This is a genomic window from Prevotella sp. P6B1, from assembly GCF_000702825.1.
GTDB lineage: Bacteria > Bacteroidota > Bacteroidia > Bacteroidales > Bacteroidaceae > Prevotella.
Genome location: NZ_JNKF01000012.1, coordinates 285,372 through 303,829 on the forward strand (window position 1 = coordinate 285,372; position 18,458 = coordinate 303,829).

Genomic DNA, 18,458 nt, shown 5'->3' on the forward strand with positions numbered 1-18,458 from the left:
ACTTTTCAATGATACACAATCCTATGATAAGAATCAAACAGCTACTGCTCATCGTTATCCTGACTTTAGCAACCTCAGTCAGTGCAAAAGACGGCATTGTCCGCATCCTGGCCATCGGTAACAGTTTCTCTGAGGATGCCGTCGAGCAGAACCTTCATGAGTTGGCTGCTTCCGACGGTCATCAGACCATTATAGCCAACCTGTATATTGGAGGCTGTTCTTTGGAACGCCATCTGAATAACGCACGAAACAACACCCCTGACTATCGCTATCGAAAGATCGGGACAGACGGTATTCGCAAACAGTCAGACCACATGACCCTCCAGCATGCATTAACAGATGAGAAATGGGATTACATCTCTCTTCAACAAGCCAGTGGTTTGTCTGGACGTTATGAAACCTATGCCCCCTACTTCCCAGAGTTGCTGACTTATGTAAAATCGTTAGCACCAAAGGGGTGCAAGATTATCTGGCACCAGACATGGGCCTACTCCATCGATTCGTCACACGGTGCATTCAAGGATTATGGACATCAGCAGATGCGTATGTATCAGGCAATCATGGACTGCTCGCAACGCGCCATTAAGGAAAATGGTCTTTACATGGTTATTCCCTCGGGTACTGCGATTCAGAATGCACGCACCACGTTTTTGGGCGACAACATGAACCGTGATGGTTACCATCTGAATCTGTCCTATGGCCGTTATACCGCAGCTTGCACATGGTATGAAGCCATCTTCCATAAAAACGTAGTTGGCAACAGATTCGCGCCTCAGGGTATGCATCCCGACATTGTGAATGTGTGTCAGCAGGCTGCACATGCTGCAGTGCTTAAGCCATTCGAGGTGACCATTCTCAGCAACATGAAACCAAACGATGTATTATACAAGAATCCATCCATACCGATAGATATCCGTGTCAACGACCTTCTCTCTCGCATGACCCTGAAAGAAAAGATCATGCAAATCAACCAATACACCCTTGGTACCAACAATATTGAGAACAACAAAGGTGTTGAGGTGAAGCAGATTCCTGCCGAGATCGGGTCGCTCATCTACTTCCCCACAGACCCAGAGCTACGCAACCGTATGCAGCGTCATGCCATGAACGATTCAAGGTTGGGGATTCCCATTCTTTTCGGATATGATTGTATTCACGGATTCCGTACCATCTTCCCTATTCCATTAGCCCAGGCTTGTAGCTGGAATGTGCCCTTATTTGAAAAGGGCTGCCGCGTAGCTGCACAGGAATGTCGCATGAGTGGTGTCGACTGGACGTTCTCGCCCATGATTGATGTCAGTCGCGATCCTCGATGGGGACGTGTAGCAGAAAGCTTTGGCGAAGATCCTTATGCCAACGCCACCTTTGGCAGTGCTGCCGTGCGTGGCTATCAGGGCCGGAACATGTCAGATAGTCTGTCAATAGCAGCATGTCTGAAACACTATGTGGGCTATGGTGCTTCCGAGGCTGGTCGTGATTACGTCTATACCGAGATTTCCAGACAGTCACTTTGGGATACTTATCTTCCTCCCTTTGAAAAGTGCGTACAGGCAGGTGCAGCTACGCTGATGAGTTCGTTCAATAATATCAGCGGCATTCCTTCTTCGGCCAATCACTACACACTGACTGAAGTGCTACGCAAAAAATGGGGATTCCGTGGGCTCATGGTATCCGACTGGGGCGCTGTTGAACAGCTCGTCCATCAGAACATGGCTCGCGACCTGAAGGAAGCTGGTCAGCTCGCACTCAATGCCGGTGTGGATATGGACATGATGTCGCATGCCTACGACACCTATCTTGAGACGCTCGTCGATGAGGGAAAGATTTCAACAAGCACACTTGATGAGGCTGTTCGCCGTACACTACGAGTTAAATTCCAATTGGGATTATTTGAACATCCTTACACGCCTGTATCAAAACCAGAAAATCGTTTTCTGCGTCCACAGAGTGTAGCGGCAGCCCGCCAGATGGCAGCCGAGTCGATGGTCCTCTTGAAGAATGAGCACCAAGTACTACCTTTGAAGCAGGGATTGAAGATTCTTGTAACAGGTCCTGTTGCCGATGCGACTCACGATCTACTGGGTTGTTGGTGGGGACATGGTGAGGATGGCGACATCGAAAAACTCAACGAGAGTATACAGAAAGAGTTTGGGTCGCAGGCAGAGGTTCGTTATATCAAAGGGTGCGATTTCGATGGCACTGATGAGCGTCAGTTCAAACAGGTAGAGAAACTCTCTCGTTGGGCAGATATTGTTATCACGTGTGTGGGCGAAAAAGGTTCATGGAGTGGTGAGAATAATTCGCATGCAGACATTGCGCTCCCTACAATCCAGCGTCATCTCATCCAATGTGTCAAAGCTTCGGCCAAACAGCTGGTACTGGTACTTGCCAATGGTCGGCCTATGATTATTACAGATGAAGTTGCCATGGCCGATGCCGTTATTGAGATGTGGCAACCTGGCCTTTATGGAGGTTCGGCAGTGGCAGGTATTCTGTCTGGTCGCATAAACCCTTCAGGTCGTCTGGCTATGACTTTTCCCTATTCTCAAGGACAGATTCCCATCTACTATGGACGCCGTCATAGTGCCCGTCCACATCAGGGGTTCTATAAAGATCAGACCAGCGAACCACTCTATCCGTTTGGCTATGGTCTCAGCTACACCACATTCGCTTACGGTGAGCCCCATACGAATTCACATGAAGTAAAAGCTGGCGATAAGTTCGATGTCATCATACCAGTAACCAATACTGGTCAGCGTGATGGTTTGGAGACCGTCTTCTGGTATGTCTCTGACCCCTATGGAAAGATTACACGTCCTGCACAGGAGTTGAAACATTTTGAAAAGAAACTGATCAAGAAAGGCGAGACCGTTGATTTCGTATTCCATGTGAATGTCAATCGCGACTTCGGTTATGTTGATAGCGAGGGGAAACGTTTTGTTGAGCCGGGCGACATCATGATTCTTGTTGGTGATAAGAAACTTAAGTTCACAATCAAATAATGCAGTTATTCTTTCAACATATCAGGCTTTTTCTTCTACTATGCAGCTGCTTTAGCATAGCCACTCTTTTTGCTCAGCGCACAGTAACCGAACTCAGTACAGGATGGCGCTTTGCTTTAGGCGAAAGGGCAGGAGCCGAAGCCACATACTATGACGATAAAGCATGGCAGGAAGTACGCGTTCCTCATGACTATGCCATCCTTGGACCATTCAGTCGCGACAACGATCTTCAGGACGTACGTAACATTCAGAATGGTGAGACACAAGTAAACCGCAAGACTGGGCGCACTGGTGGTCTGCCCTACTATGGAAAAGCCTGGTATCGTCGCTCATTCACGGTAAAAGGCAAAGGCCGTTGGTTCATCTATTTCGACGGCGCCATGAGCGAAGCTACCATCTTTGTCAACGGCACCAAGGTGGCGTTTCAGCCAAATGGCTATGCAGCCTTTGAAATAGATGTCACTCCTCATGTACATCAGGGGAACAACATATTAGCTATCCAACTGGATGCCAAAGCACACTCTTCGCGCTGGTATCCTGGCGCAGGTCTTTTCCGCAAGGTTGAACTACTACATACTGCCAGTCATTACATCCCCTTATGGGGGACTCATGCCATTCCCCTCTTGCAAGGCGAACAAGGCATTATCAATCTGACCACCCGTATTTGCGGAGGTAATCAGGAGGTCATGCTTCAGAGTCAGCTTTTAGATGCGCAAGGTCATGTTGTCGCTCAGACCATAAACAAGCTGAAAGAACAGGACTCATCCCTATGCCATCAGAGGATCGTTATTGACAAGCCGCAGTTATGGAGCCCGGAAAGTCCTTATCTCTATCGGTTGGTGCAACAGGTTATATGGCGAGGCAAGGTCGTTGACAAACAAGTACAGTCTATCGGTATCCGTTCGGTAGCGTTTCGCCCATACGAAGGATTTTTTCTCAATGGTCAGCGACACAGTATTCAAGGCGTATGCCTCCACCACGACTACGGCATGCTTGGAACGGCAGTCAACGAGTCGGCTCTTCGCTACCGTCTGCAGTTACTCAAGGATATGGGATGCGACGCCATTCGCACATCGCATAACCTCCCATCATCGCTTCTGGCTCAGCTCTGCGATGAGTTAGGATTCATGCTTATGATCGAGCCGTTTGATGAATGGGATACGCCCAAATGCGAGAATGGATTTCATCGATACTTCGACAAGTATGCCGATGACCTCGTCCGCCAGATGGTACGCCATTTTCGCAATCACCCCAGCGTAGTACTATGGGGCATCGGCAACGAAGTACCCAACCAGCGCGATGAAAACGGTTGGAAACTTGTTCAGCATTTCCAGCAGATATGCCACGAAGAGGATGCCAGCCGTTCCGTTACAGTATGTATGGACCAGATTCCCTATGTACTGAAAAACGGATTCGAGCGCGAGATTGATATTCCTGGCATCAACTACAACACCCAGAACTACCCCCAAGCCTATGCCCAATGGCGGCAACATATCATCTTAGGGTCAGAAACTGCCTCAACAGTCAGTTCACGTGGTGTATATAAATTTCCAGTACAACTACGGGAAATGGCTATGTATGATGATCACCAATCATCAAGCTACGATGTAGAGTACTGTAGCTGGAGCAACACACCTGATACCGACTTCGCGCTTGCAGATGATAACCCATGGTATGCCGGACAATTTGTTTGGACGGGATTCGACTATCTTGGTGAGCCGACACCTTATAATAATGACAGTTGGCCCAGTCATAGTTCTGTTTTCGGCATCATCGATCTGGCAAATATCCCTAAGGACCGCTATTATCTCTATCGCAGCAAATGGAATCGTCAGGCGCATACACTTCATGTACTCCCCCACTGGACATGGCCAGGACGCGAAGGCCTCATCACACCAGTCATGGTCTATACCGACTATCCTGAAGCCGAACTCTTTGTCAATGGCCGCAGCATGGGACGACAGCGTAAACTGTCGGCGACAGAAGTTGCCACTTCGCTGCATGACTCACTGGCATTGCTACGCCGTTACCGGCTCATCTGGGACAACGTCAAATACGAGCCAGGGCAGATTCAGGTTGTTGCTTATGACTCTATGGGACGTGCCACCTTGAACAAAACTATCAAGACCGCAGGTGCACCTCATCATCTTGTTGTTGAGACCATCAACGATACAATCAGCCAAAGCGATGGAAGCCTGGCCTTCCTCCGGGTGTCAGTGGTTGACAAGGAGGGGCAGCTCTGTCCAGATGATAACCGCTTGGTCAGTTTCTCTGTTTCAGGTGTAGGCAGATATGTGGCAGCTGCCAATGGAGACCCTACCGATCTCCACCAGTATCACCTGCCCCAGATGCCACTTTTCCATGGTCAGCTGATGGCTACCGTTTCAGCCCTGGGCCGTAAGGGAATCATCAGATTTACCGCCCAAGCAGATGGCATAGCCCCCTGTACATTCACACTGATAACAAAATAACATTGACAGAATATGAAAAAATTATTGTATTTACTTTTATGCTTCTCAGCGTTCAGCCCTGCTAAGGCTCAAATCATTGATGAGTCAGCCAAGCAACGGGCCAAACAATTAGTCAGCCAGATGACACTCCGCGAGAAAATCGACTATCTCGGCGGTGAGACCTCGTTCTCCTTACGTGCCATTCCACGACTGAACATACCACGTATTCTCCTTGCCGATGGTCCGCAAGGCATCCGTAATCATGCCCCACACAGTACACTCTATCCTTCAGGCATACTCACAGCCGCCACATGGGATCGTACACTGGCACGCAAAGTGGGCGAAGGACTTGGCCTTGATGCACGAGCCCGTGGCGTTGGAATTCTCCTTGGCCCTGGTGTCAACATCTATCGTGCACCAGTGTGCGGTCGAAATTTCGAGTATTTTGGCGAAGACCCGTACCTGACCTCAGAGATTGCCAGTCAGTACATTCAGGGTGTACAATCGAAGGGTGTCATGGCTACCATCAAACACTTTGCAGCAAATAATCAGGAATGGAATCGTCATCACGCCAGTTCAAATATCGACGAGCGTACCCTTTTTGAAATTTATTTCCCTGCGTTCCGCAAAGCTATCCAGGAGGCACATGTAGGCGCAGTCATGAACAGCTATAATCTACTCAATGGGGTTCACGCCACAGAAAACGAATGGCTCAACGTCCATGTGCTACGCAATACCTGGGGATTCGACGGACTACTCATGTCCGACTGGACCTCTGTCTATAGCGTAGTCAACACAGCCAATCACGGACTCGACCTCGAGATGCCTAAAGGCCGTTATATGAACTACGACAATCTGATGCCAGCCATCAGGAAAGGTCTCGTCACCGAAAAGACCATAGACCTGAAAGTCCAGCATATCCTGCAGTCGCTCATTGCCTTTGGACTGCTCGACCGCGAGCAGAAGGACACCACACTACCACTCGATAATCCAGCCACTCGACAAATGGCGCTCGACATTGCACGTGGAGGTATCGTGATGTTAAAAAACGAAGACCATGTGCTGCCACTCCGTGGTAGCATTGCCATCATAGGCGAGAATGCCGATCAGATAACCACAGGTGGCGGCAGTGGAAATGTCAGCCCATTCCGTTCAACCACCCTCGCAGATGGTCTGAAGGCAACTGGAAGAAAGATCATCCAACTGACCGACAATGTCATCTTTGATGATATCTCTACTCAGGTGTATGCCGACGAAGCCATGACACAACATGGTTATCAGGCTCAGTATTTCAAGAATCAGAAACTGGAGGGAAGACCTGACTCTACCGGAATCGAACAGCAGATCAACCATACCTGGCGTGCTGCTGCCATTGGTGCAGGTTTCCCTGCCGACCACTTCTCCGCCCGCTGGACTTGTTACTATCAACCCCAAGCTGATGGTTTGCTGCGTGTATCCTTAGGAGGCGACGATGGCTACCGTATCTTTGTTAATGACAGTCTGCTGACCGGCGATTGGGGCAACCACTCCTATTCAAGCCGTGAGAAGACTATCAAGGTAAAAAAAGGTGTAAAATACTGCTTCCGACTGGAATATTTCGATAATATCAGCGATGCCTATATCAATTGTAACATACGCCTGCTCAACGAGCAACGCCTGATGGCTGGACTTAAGAAAGCCAATCATGTGGTCTATGCTACTGGTTTCAATTCAAACATCGAAGGCGAAGGGTTCGACCGTCGCTTTGCGCTCACCGAGTATCAGGAAAGTATGATTCAGCGTCTGGGGCGCATCCATAAGAATCTGGTTGTTGTTCTCAATGCAGGCGGTGGTGTCGACATGAATCGCTGGCTCTCATCTGCTAAGGCTGTCCTGATGGCTTGGTATCCAGGTCAGGAAGGCGGTACCGCACTGGCAGAAATTCTCACAGGCAAACTCTCGCCCAGCGGCAAACTGCCCATTTCCATTGAGCGTCGATGGGAAGACAACCCTTGTCATGATAGCTATTATGCCAACGACAAGAATCATGAGTCAACATCAATCACCTATTCCGAAGGCATCTTTACTGGTTATCGCGGCTACGATGAGTCGGATACCAAGCCGTTATTCCCATTCGGTTTTGGTCTGTCCTATTCTTCTTTTGCTTACTCCAATCTTGCTCTGAAGCCAGTTGCCGATGGGGTTGAAGTATCGTTCGACATCAAGAATACTGGAAAATGCGATGCAGCCGAAGTTACAGAGGTTTACGTCAGCGATATAGAGTCGTCAGTAGCCCGCCCCCAGAAAGAACTCAAAGGTTTTGAGAAAGTGATGCTCAAGAAAGGCGAGCAGAAACATATCACCATTTCTCTACCATCCGACGCCTTTAAATTCTACGATATCGATACTCACCAGTTCGTACTCGAACCAGGTCTTTTCAATATTATGGTAGGCGGTTCATCAGACAATCTGCCATTAAAAGGCACTATAAACCTGTAATATATTGTTATTCATGGAGCCAGCTTTATACTCTATAAGGCTGACTCCTTTTTTCTGTTCTCCAGAAGTCGTCCACTTCATCATGATCATAGACTTATCTCAGTATAATAGTTTCTTCATTGAAAATCAGCAACGACTCATTCATTTTGCTTCGGTCTATGTACGAGACAACATGGTTGCAGAAGACTGCGTCATAGAAACAATGATGGAATTTTGGGAACGACGACAAAGGCTTCCCGACAATACCAATATACTTGCATGGGTTCTTACTATACTTAAGCACAAGTGCATTGATTATTTAAGAAAGGAAAGAAGACTACAAAGTTCTAACGACTATAACGATTCTATCTGGGAACTTGATGAACGTATTACTGCTCTTGAGGATTTCGACCCTCATGAGATTTTCACCCAAGAGATACGCAATATCATCGACAGTACCCTCGATGCCTTACCTCCACAGGCGAAACAAATATTCATTTTATCTACCTATGAGAATAAAACTCATCAAGAAATAGCAACTATAACCAACCTCACCCTTCGAGGCGTAGAATACCACTTGTATAAAGCCAAGGATGCGTTAAGACAATCACTAAAGGATTATTTACCAGCCATGGTGCTATTTGTTTATTTTTGTTAAATAATCAAGACTTTACTATGAGTTTAGTTTCATAGTAACGTTAACTTTATGAACTTAAGCAATGATGGACAAAAATCTATTATATCGTTACTTTATTGGCCATGCTTCTGCCAACGAAATACATCAAGTCAGAACATGGAGCGACGAGTCAGATGAGAATCAAAATCTGCTTCGTCGTGAAAGGAAACTGTTTAACGCAATGATCATGGCTGGGTCTGTTAAGAAGCCTATGCCTATCAACAATGATAAGACATATCGGCCAACTAATAGGATATGGCTACGGATAGTCGGTATGGCAGCCTGCATAGCAGCCATTTGTTGCATTAGCATCATTACCATTTTCATAGGGCACTCCGACACACAACTTGCCATGCAAACTATTCATGTACCTTCGGGGCAGAGTGTTGACCTGATCCTGCCAGACAGTTCACATGTATGGCTCAACGCCAATACTCGCATGACTTATCCTCTGTCCTTTACCAAAGGAATACGCGAGGTGTCCATTGAAGGAGAGGCCTTTTTCGAGGTGAAGCATCATGATAAATGGCCTTTCATTGTTCATACCCCGCATATGGATGTGAAGGTTCTTGGCACGAAGTTTAATGTAGAAGCCTATTCTGACAAGCCACTCACAGAGACCTCACTCATAGAAGGCAAAGTACAGATAACACTTCCTAAACAGGATGGCGTATCTCCCCAATACATATTGCAACCTGGCAGAAAGTTATCGTTAACAGAAAATCAGGTAGTTATAAGTGACATAACCGACCCGGAGGTTTATCGGTGGCGTGATGGACTCTATTGCTTCAATAACAAAACTATCGTTGACATTATGCACGATTTCGAGAAATACTATGGTATAAAAATCGTAGTTCAAGAAGAAAACCTTAAAAAGGTCGTTCTATCTGGAAAATTCCGTATAGCCGAAGGCTTGAACTATGCTTTGGACGTTTTGAAATCTGAAGTTCATTTCAGTTATCACCGTAGCAGCGACAACAATACATTATTTATCAAATAACCAAACCTAGTTTATTTATGAAAACTTATTTAAAAGTATCTCTATTCTCGTCTATGTTCACTTTGAGCATGCTTCCAGCTCAAACACATGGACAGAATGCAAAGGTAACAGTAAACCGAAACAATGTTACTGTAAAAACAGTTCTAAACGACATCGAATCGCAAACGAACTATCTGTTTATTTATGGCAAAGACATTAATGTCAATCGCCTCGTCAATGTGTCATCATTGCAGCAACCTACCAGTAGTTTATTAGACAAACTATTTGAAGGAACGAACATCAGCTACGCATTATGTGGCAATCACATTGCGTTAAAACTGGAGAATGAAGGACGAACTGCTACCAGTACTCAGCAAAAGGGTGACACCAAGACGATTAAAGGACGTGTCCTTGATGCTAACGGTGAACCCCTTGTAGGCGTAGCCATATCGATTGAAGGCACTAATCGCATGTCAACAACCGATATGGATGGTAACTATTCTATCAAGGCAACAGAGGGTGAAACGCTCAAATTGACCTACATTGGTTTCAATCCTTTCTTCCAGAAAATCAGCAGAGGAAACAGCTATAATATCACGATGAAAGAAGACACCAAAGCACTTGATGAAGTGGTGGTTGTAGGTTATGGTACCATGAAGAAAGCCGATTTAACCGGTGGCGTTGTCAACGTTGGTGAAAAGGACCTGAATCGTGTGGCAAGTTTTAACCTGATGGATAAAGTAGCAAGCCAGATACCTGGATTAAATATCACAACTGGCAATGCTGCTCCAGGTGTAGACCAGTCCATCCTCATCCGTGGTCAGAACTCTCTTACGGCAGACAATGCTCCTCTCGTGGTTCTTGATGGCATTCCCTATAATGGTTCTTTAGCCGACCTTGATCCAAATACCATAGAGAGTATGAGTGTGCTGAAAGATGCATCAGCAGCTGCCATCTATGGTTCACGCGGTTCTAATGGTATTATCCTTATCCAGTCAAAGAAAGGGCGTATTGGTGCACCGCATGTTTCCTACAGGGGTGAGTTCAGCATCTCAGAGCCACAGCATCGTGTTAACGTCATGAGTCCGGAAAAATACTTAAAATTCAAACAAGATATTGCCCGCCTTCAGGATGGATGGGAAGGTGAGCAACTCAGACCAGAGAACATCCTCAGTGCCAGCGAGCTCAGCAACTATTATCAGGGTATTACTAACGACTGGCAGGACATCATTTTCCGCACAGCCTTTTCTCACGACCACCAGATCAGTCTTTCGGGTGGTACCGAACAAACTACTTACAATGCCGCTCTTGCCTACCTCAATCAGCAGGGGGTAGTCTTTAATTCTCGCATGGAGCGCTATAACCTCGACCTTGGTGTAACTCAAGTACTCAACAAGTGGCTCACCATTGGTATCAATACCAAGTATATCCAGAAACAGTCTGGTGGCATCACCCCAAATATCGAGCATGCCGTCAAGCAGAGTCCTTATGGCATCTTCAAAGAGGAGAATGGTAACTATTATGAGGAGCCTATGGACCAGTCGCTCATCCGCAATCCCATGGTGGATGTTAATGCCGATCAGGACAACACCAGCCGCAACCTCATCATCAACTCCTATGCCAATATTGTATTCCCCGTCAAAGGGCTCTCTTTCCGAACCAATTTCGGATATAACAACCGTACTATTTTTACAGGAACTTATTACGGTCGCGACACCTTCACCGGTAAAAGCGTAGGCGGTAAAGCCTCTATCAACAACACACACTATTATGATTACACTTGGGAAAATATCCTGAAGTATAATCGTACGTTTAGGAAACATACCATCGACCTTACAGGTTTATTCTCTTTGCAGAAGACATGCAGCAACAAGGCTGGTGGCTCGGCTGAGAGTTTTATCAACGATGACTCCAGTTTCCATAACCTGAGTGCTGGCGAGAAGAACAAGACTGTGACCTCAAGTCTCCGCGAAACCCAGATGTTGTCATACATGTTCCGCGCCAACTATAATTATGCAAACCGTTATCTGCTCACACTTACTGGCCGTACAGATGGCTATTCTGCTTTTGGAAAGAACAACAAATATGCATTTTTCCCTTCTGTAGCAGTAGGTTGGAACATCCATCAGGAGGCATTCTTGGCTAATACACATGACTGGCTCGATCAGTTGAAGATCCGTGTCTCCTATGGTTCCAATGGTAATCAGGCCATCAACCCCTATCAAACACTCGACCGTCTTCACATTGGTACTTATGTATGGGGCGACAATGGCTCTACTGCCAACGCTGTCTACCTGCCTAACGATGGTGCAGGAAACCCGAACCTCAAATGGGAGACAACTCACACCTTCAATCTTGGTATCGATTTCTCATTCCTCAATGGACGTATCTATGGTAGTATTGATACCTATGTTTCCAATACAAAGGACTTGCTCATGAAGCGTACCGTACCTATTATGAACGGTTATAGCACCATCATGGACAATATCGGCCGTACACGAAACAAAGGCATAGAAATCAGCTTAAATACAGTGAACATCAAGCAAAACGATTTAGAGTGGCGTACAGGTATAAACTTCTCACTCAACCGCGATAAGATTATTGACGTTCGTGGCGATAAGAAAGACGACATCACCAACAAATGGTTTATCGGACAGCCTATACAAGTGTACTACGATTACAAAGTTGTAGGTATCTGGCAAGAGGGTGATACCTATACCACTACCGATGCCAATGGAAATACCGTACAAATCCAGAAAGGTGCCAAACCTGGCTCTGCCAAACTCCAAGACACCAATGGCGATGGTATCATCAACTCTAACGATAAAGTCATTATCGGCTCAAAGAAACCAAGTTTCCGTATGGCGATGACCAACGAACTCACATGGCGAAACTTCTATTTCTCAAGTCTGATTAGCGGTACCTTTAAGGTTACACGTGAACTGAACGAAGCCAATATCGGTTCTTGGGCTTACAATCTCTATAACTATCTGGAAGATGCCGACTACTGGACTCCAGAGAATCCGAATGCCAAATATTGTTCTCCTGTATACAGCAATTTTGATGGACATACCTTCTATCACGACTTTACCTATATCCAGATAAAGAACATCACTGTTGGTTATAACCTTGATCACAGCCTCGTTAAGCGCATGCATCTCCAAGGAGCATCCGTCAACCTCAGCGTGAATAATGCATGGACATTCTGCGACATCCGCTCCATGCTCAATTACGACAACAGCTGGTTCGCTTCATATCCAACAGCTCGTTCATATGTATTAGGTATCAATTTGACTTTCTAAAAACCACAAATATTGAAAACAATGGAAAAGAAAAATATTATATCAGCATTATTTGTATCGCTCTCCATCATGGCTACCAGTTGTTCTGACTATCTCGATGAGAAATTAAAGAGCGAACTTGCACCAGACAACACATATACCAGTTCCTATGGGTTTGAGACAGGCTCTGCTGGTATGTATGCTATTGCGCGTGCAGAGTATAACACATGGGGATCGACCGCCTTTATGCACAGTGCAGCCTGTCCATACGAATCACAACAGATAGCTACTGACTTAGCTGTCATGGGGACCAAGGATGGTTCTATTCAGCCTTTCGGCTATTGCACATTAACATCCAATACGGGTATTGTTACTTCTACATGGAAATGGGCATACAGTCTAATTGCAGCTGCGAATGAAATCCTTGCCTATGCAGAGAAATGTACAAACTGGGATAAGCCAACCGATCAGGCAAACTATATGGCAGAAGCACGTTTTTTCCGTGCATATGCATATCGCACTTTGGTTTATCTCTATGGTGATGTTCCTTATGTTGATAAGATTCAGGAAAAAATCCACACAGATTTTACAAGAACGCCTAAGACAGAAGTCATTCAACACATGATAGACGATCTGAAATATGCATCAGAAAACCTCCCTATTGATCCTGACAATGTTTCTAAAGTAGGTAAGCTTACCAAATGGGCAGCGGAACATCTGCTCAGCGAGGTTTATCTTATGAACGGTGATAATGCCAATGCTGAGAAATCCGCGCTCAACGTCATCAATTGTGGCTATTTCCGTCTTATGAGTAATCGATTTGGTGTTGAAAAGAATAAGCCCGGTGATGTTTTTTCTGACCTTTTCAAAGAATATAACCAGAACCGCACCTCTGGCAATATGGAGAGTATATGGGTTATGCAGTTCGAATACCAGACCAAAGGAGGTGGAGATGCTTACGACGATTGGACACGACGTGCTTGGGAACCAAAATACTTCGAAATTCAAGGTTTCACACTTGCAGATACTCTTGGCGGTCGTGGTCTTTGCCAGTTGGTTCCTCTGAAGTGGTGGATTGGTGACAACACAGGTTTCTTCGATGCCAACGACATCCGAAACTCAGAATACAACATCAAACGCAACTGGTATTATAATAATCCGAAAACACCAAATCTACTGGGTAAACGATGTGAAATAACTGATGAAACCTGGTTTACAACCTATCGTCTCTATCCTGCTCTCGTAAAATTTTTCTATGGCAAAGCAGACAATCTTACTTATACGGGAACCAACCGCGATCGCATGAAGTTCCGTCTTGCAGAAACCTATCTGCTTCTTGCCGAAGCGCGATTGAATAAAGGCGACAAAACCGGCGCATCAGAAGCACTGAATGTTGTACGGCGACGTGCTCACGCTTCTGAAATATCTTCAGAACAGATAACGATGGACGTTATTCTCGATGAGCGCATCCGAGAACTGGTTGGAGAAGAGTCACGCCGATTCACTCTCTGCCGCACAGGAAAGCTCCTTGAACGTTGCCGTAAATATAACACCGAGGCTGGTCCGCTGATTCAGGATTATCATGTACTATGGCCTATTCCACAGGAAGTTATTGATTCAAATACAAGTACTGAGTTCCCTCAGAATGTTGGTTATTAAAAGTTAGTTGCTGAGTTGCGGAGAGATTTTCTCTCTGCAACTCTTTAATAAAAAAGAGATGAAAAGAATATCAGTTTTATTTTTCATGATGGTGCTCTCTGTAAGCACATCAGTTTGGGCTCAGGTGCCTTTTAGTAAACAAGCTACTTACAATAAGATGCGGCAGGTTGCCGATTGGCAAATTGCGGATTTTAATACGAATCAGCGTCACGACGATGTTAACTGGGCTAATGCAGCTCTTTATATTGGCATGGCTGATTGGGCGCAACTCAGTGACAAAGTTGATCAGTACGAAGTTTATTACCAGTGGCTTGACAGCATTGGGCGTCGCAATGACTACCAGCTGGGACGCAAAATCTATCATGCCGACTATATGGCTGTGGGGCAGACCTATATGGCACTCTATGAAAAGTATCAGGTTCCTGAGATGCTGTGGCATATCCAAGCACGCCTCAACTGGATTATCACTCACCCGTCTCACTACAGCATGCAACTCGACGAGAGCCTTCCCCATACCTGCGACCGTTGGTCATGGTGCGATGCTCTCTTCATGGCTCCACAGGTATTTGCACACATGTACACCCTGACAGGCGACAAGAAATACATCGATTTCATGAACCAGGAATGGCTCACCACTTACAAACTTCTGTACGATAAAAATGAACATCTCTTCTATCGGGATACACGGTATTTAGGCAAACGCGAGACCAATGGCAAGAAAATATTCTGGGGACGTGGAGCAGGATGGGTTGCAGCAGGTACGGCTAACCTGCTACGCATCCTTCCTGTAAAAGACAAGAACCGCAAATTCTATGAAGAGTTCTTTATCGAGAACTGTACACGTTTAGCTGCTTTACAATGTGCAGATGGATACTGGCACGCCAGTTTGCTGGATCCAGAATCCTATCCATCGCCAGAAACCAGCGCCACAGGCCTCATCACTTATGCTTTAGCTTATGGTATCAATGCCGGATTGCTTGATCAGACCAAGTTCCTGCCCGTAGTCATCAAGGGGTGGCAGGGGATGCTTAAAGCCGTTGACCCCTCAGGCAAGTTAGGATATGTTCAACCTATCGGAGCCGACCCACGTAAAGTGACACGCGACATGACCGAGGTCTATGGCGTTGGCGCCTTCCTCTTAGCAGGCTGTCAAATCTACCAAATGGGGAAATGATATTATGGTACCAGGTCGAATACAAAAAAAAAATCATATAATACGCTTTTTTGAACAAAAAACATATATCTTTGCAGGCAAAAAAGGTAAAGATGATGACAGATAAAGAATTAGACGAGCGCGTAAATCGTGCGGTGGACAACTTCATGCAGGGCTATGGCTGTTGCCAGAGTGTGGTGGCGGCGTTTGCCGACCTGTATGGATTGGACGATACTTTGGCTAAGAAGATAGCCGCTGGCTTTGGCGGCGGTGTGGGACGCCTGCGCATGATGTGCGGCGCCGTATCGGGCATCGTGATGCTGGTAGGACTGGACTGCGGACAGACCGAAGGCAGCGACCGCGAAGGAAAGTCGGCCTGCTACAAGGTGGTACAGGATCTGCTGGCACAGTCGAAAGCAGAGAACGGTAGTGTGATCTGTGCAGAGATCCTAGGCCTGAAAGGTTATGAAAAGGCACACGCCAGCTATGTAGCCTCGGAACGCACGGCGGAATACTACAAGTCGCGCCCTTGTGCCGCGAAGGTAGAGAGTGCCGCCCGCATCTTTGCCAACTACCTAAAGAGCAAGCAGTAGGTTCTCAACCAATCGAGGCAGGGCATATTGTTCAATGTCGGCCTCGGCTATCCAGATATAATCGGGGGGAAGCGCAGGCTTCTCTCCGATTTCTAACAGGTAGAAGTCGGCATAGAGTACCCGATGGGTAAGCACGTGGCGGACGCCTTTTTTCACAAGCCGTAGTGAAAAGCGATGAGTGAATAGTGAATAGAGCTCATCGTTGAGCAACAAGGGTTCCCAAAGTCCTTGCCAGATATCGCCTGGTCCACGACGATGGATGGCGGTCTCGCCGTTACATCTGATATACACGTAAGACAAGTGGCGCTCGGTAACTTTGAGCGTCTTGAGTTTGACGGGGAGGTGGGCCACCGTGCCTGAACGAAAGGCAACACACGACTCGACCAAAGGACAGAACATGCAATTGGGCGAGGCGGGTGTACACTGGATGGCCCCGAAGTCCATGATGGCCTGATTATAGGCAGCTGCCTGCCCTTGGGGCAACAGCTCTTGAGCGAGAGCCGCAAACACCTTCTTGCCCTCGGTGGTGTTGATGGGGGTATCGATACCGAAATGGCGGGCAAGCACACGATACACGTTACCATCGACCACAGCGGCAGGGATATCGAAGGCAAAACTGGCAATGGCAGCGGCAGTGTAATCGCCAACACCTTTCAGCTGCTTGATATCCTCTAAGGTATCAGGGAATTGTCCCATCGATACAATCTGCTTGGCAGCGAAATGGAGGTTACGGGCGCGACTGTAATAGCCCAGTCCCTGCCACTCGCGGAGCACCTCGTCCTCAGTAGCAGCAGCGAGTGCCTCAACGGTGGGCCAGCGATGCATGAAGCGCTCCCAGTAGTCCCACCCCTGCTTCACCTGGGTCTGCTGGAGGATAATCTCTGAGAGCCAAATAGGATATGGGTCGCGCGTCTGTCGCCAGGGCAGATCGCGACCATATTCCTTATACCATGCTAATAAAGTAGATGCGAACGCCATTACATCACGCCTTGATCGCCGAGATATGAGTCCTTGAAGCCAAGGAAGTAGAGCACACCATCAAGTCCGATGGTATTGATGCTCTGTTCGGCATTGGCCACTACACGAGGCTTAGCGTGGAAGGCGATACCCAGTCCCGCCTCACTAATCATAGGCAGATCGTTGGCACCATCGCCCACGGCAATAGTCTGTGCCAGGTTCACCTTCTCAACCTGAGCAATGAGCTTCAGCAGCTCGGCTTTGCGATGACCATCCACAATCTCGCCTACATAGCGACCTGTCAACTTGCCATCATCGCCAATCTCAAGCTCATTGGCATATACATAATCGATGCCATAGCGGCGCTGCAGGTATTCGCCGAAATAGGTAAAACCTCCAGAGAGGATGGCAATTTTATAACCATAACGCTTCAGGGTGGTCATCAGTCGATCAACACCCTCGGTGATAGGCAGTTTCTCGGCTATCTCCTGCATCACACTCACGTCGAGGCCCTTGAGCAGACTCACACGACGTGTAAAACTCTCCTTGAAGTCGATCTCGCCACGCATAGCACTCTCGGTGATGGCACGCACCTGATCGCCCACCCCATTACGTTCTGCCAGCTCGTCGATACACTCGGTCTGGATGAGCGTTGAGTCCATATCGAAACAGATGAGGCGACGCATACGACGGAACATATCATCCTTCTGGAACGAGAAGTCGATCTCCATATCGCTCGATAGCTTCATCAGTTTCGACTGCATATCCTGACGGTCCTTGGGCTCGCCACGCAGCGAGAACTCGATGCAGGCACGGGTGTGCTTGGCTGGATTCTTGATGCTCTTACGACCTGTAAGACGGATAATCGAGTCGATATTCAATCCCTGCTCGGCAATAACCGAGGTGGCGGCCTCTATCTGGCGGGCCTCCAGTTGGCGTCCCATCACGGTGAGGATATAACGGTTCTTACCCTGATGGTCCACCCAGTCTTCATACTCATCGTCGCCAATGGGCGAGAAACCTATCTGTACCCCCAATTCGGTGGCCTTGAAGAGCAGTTCCTTCATCACCTGACCTGAGTTGGTCTCGTCCATACGGATAAGGATACCCAACGACAATGTAGAGTGGATATCAGCCTGACCGATATCCAGGATCTGTGCATCGTATTTTGCAAGGATACCCATCACCGATGCCGTGAGTCCTGGGCGATCCTGACCTGTAATTCTAACTAATATCTGTTCTTGTTTCATA

Annotated in this window: 11 protein-coding genes and 1 pseudogene; 10 read left to right on the forward strand and 2 right to left on the reverse strand. The window is 47.1% G+C overall.

The window, feature by feature from the left end:
• Positions 1–23: 23 nt before the first annotated feature.
• From T495_RS16365 to T495_RS0108180, 10 genes and pseudogenes are all read left to right on the forward strand, one after another.
• Positions 24–815: pseudogene (locus T495_RS16365) on the forward strand (DUF4886 domain-containing protein); the annotation flags it as partial.
• A 48-nt stretch (positions 816–863) separates the two neighbouring features.
• A complete protein-coding gene (locus tag T495_RS0108140) occupies positions 864–3,002 on the forward strand; it encodes a glycoside hydrolase family 3 N-terminal domain-containing protein (RefSeq protein WP_369793242.1) in 2,139 nt (712 codons plus the stop codon).
• A complete protein-coding gene (locus T495_RS0108145; protein WP_197020363.1) occupies positions 3,002–5,473 on the forward strand; it encodes a glycoside hydrolase family 2 TIM barrel-domain containing protein in 2,472 nt (823 codons plus the stop codon). Before T495_RS0108140 ends, T495_RS0108145 begins: the two co-directional genes overlap by 1 nt.
• Before the next feature lie 12 nt (positions 5,474–5,485).
• Positions 5,486–7,930: a glycoside hydrolase family 3 protein gene (locus T495_RS0108150; RefSeq protein WP_033148276.1), complete on the forward strand. Its 2,445-nt coding sequence runs from the start codon at positions 5,486–5,488 to the stop codon at positions 7,928–7,930.
• A gap of 82 nt (positions 7,931–8,012) precedes the next feature.
• Entirely contained in the window at positions 8,013–8,567 is a 555-nt protein-coding gene (locus T495_RS0108155) for an RNA polymerase sigma-70 factor (RefSeq protein ID WP_033148277.1), read from the forward strand.
• Between the two features lie 61 nt (positions 8,568–8,628).
• Complete coding sequence (locus tag T495_RS0108160; RefSeq protein ID WP_051522875.1) at positions 8,629–9,585, forward strand: FecR family protein; 957 nt, start codon at positions 8,629–8,631, stop codon at positions 9,583–9,585.
• Positions 9,586–9,602: 17 nt separating this feature from the next.
• Positions 9,603–12,866 (forward strand): TonB-dependent receptor, encoded by a 3,264-nt coding sequence (locus T495_RS0108165; protein WP_231495070.1) that lies wholly within the window; start codon positions 9,603–9,605, stop codon positions 12,864–12,866.
• A gap of 21 nt (positions 12,867–12,887) precedes the next feature.
• The gene (locus tag T495_RS0108170) at positions 12,888–14,504 is read left to right on the forward strand and encodes a RagB/SusD family nutrient uptake outer membrane protein (RefSeq protein WP_033148278.1); all 1,617 of its coding nucleotides are present in this window, start codon (positions 12,888–12,890) and stop codon (positions 14,502–14,504) included.
• Between the two features lie 58 nt (positions 14,505–14,562).
• Positions 14,563–15,678, forward strand: a complete 1,116-nt coding sequence (locus tag T495_RS0108175; protein WP_033148279.1) for a glycoside hydrolase family 105 protein — start codon at positions 14,563–14,565, stop codon at positions 15,676–15,678.
• Positions 15,679–15,773: 95 nt separating this feature from the next.
• Positions 15,774–16,250 (forward strand): C-GCAxxG-C-C family protein, encoded by a 477-nt coding sequence (locus tag T495_RS0108180; RefSeq protein ID WP_033148442.1) that lies wholly within the window; start codon positions 15,774–15,776, stop codon positions 16,248–16,250.
• Here T495_RS0108180 and mutY read toward each other — a convergent pair.
• Both mutY and serB read right to left on the reverse strand, forming a co-directional pair.
• A complete protein-coding gene (gene mutY, locus T495_RS0108185) occupies positions 16,233–17,228 on the reverse strand; it encodes an A/G-specific adenine glycosylase (RefSeq protein ID WP_033148280.1) in 996 nt (331 codons plus the stop codon). The two genes, T495_RS0108180 and mutY, sit on opposite strands and share 18 nt — an antisense overlap.
• The gene (gene serB / locus T495_RS0108190) at positions 17,228–18,457 is read right to left on the reverse strand and encodes a phosphoserine phosphatase SerB (protein WP_028902087.1); all 1,230 of its coding nucleotides are present in this window, start codon (positions 18,455–18,457) and stop codon (positions 17,228–17,230) included. The genes mutY and serB overlap by 1 nt, the downstream gene beginning before the upstream one ends.
• Position 18,458: the final 1 nt, after the last annotated feature.

Excerpts from the sequence above, each read along its gene's own strand:
- T495_RS0108140 (WP_369793242.1), top strand. The coding sequence starts at position 864 with ATGAAACCAAACGATGTATTATACAAGAATCCATCCATACCGATAGAT.
- T495_RS0108145 (WP_197020363.1), top strand. The coding sequence starts at position 3,002 with ATGCAGTTATTCTTTCAACATATCAGGCTTTTTCTTCTACTATGCAGC.
- T495_RS0108150 (WP_033148276.1), top strand. The coding sequence starts at position 5,486 with ATGAAAAAATTATTGTATTTACTTTTATGCTTCTCAGCGTTCAGCCCT.
- T495_RS0108155 (WP_033148277.1), top strand. The coding sequence starts at position 8,013 with ATGATCATAGACTTATCTCAGTATAATAGTTTCTTCATTGAAAATCAG.
- T495_RS0108160 (WP_051522875.1), top strand. The coding sequence starts at position 8,629 with ATGATGGACAAAAATCTATTATATCGTTACTTTATTGGCCATGCTTCT.
- T495_RS0108165 (WP_231495070.1), top strand. The coding sequence starts at position 9,603 with ATGAAAACTTATTTAAAAGTATCTCTATTCTCGTCTATGTTCACTTTG.
- T495_RS0108170 (WP_033148278.1), top strand. The coding sequence starts at position 12,888 with ATGGAAAAGAAAAATATTATATCAGCATTATTTGTATCGCTCTCCATC.
- T495_RS0108175 (WP_033148279.1), top strand. The coding sequence starts at position 14,563 with ATGAAAAGAATATCAGTTTTATTTTTCATGATGGTGCTCTCTGTAAGC.
- T495_RS0108180 (WP_033148442.1), top strand. The coding sequence starts at position 15,774 with ATGACAGATAAAGAATTAGACGAGCGCGTAAATCGTGCGGTGGACAAC.
- mutY (WP_033148280.1), bottom strand. The coding sequence starts at position 17,228 with ATGGCGTTCGCATCTACTTTATTAGCATGGTATAAGGAATATGGTCGC.
- serB (WP_028902087.1), bottom strand. The coding sequence starts at position 18,457 with ATGAAACAAGAACAGATATTAGTTAGAATTACAGGTCAGGATCGCCCA.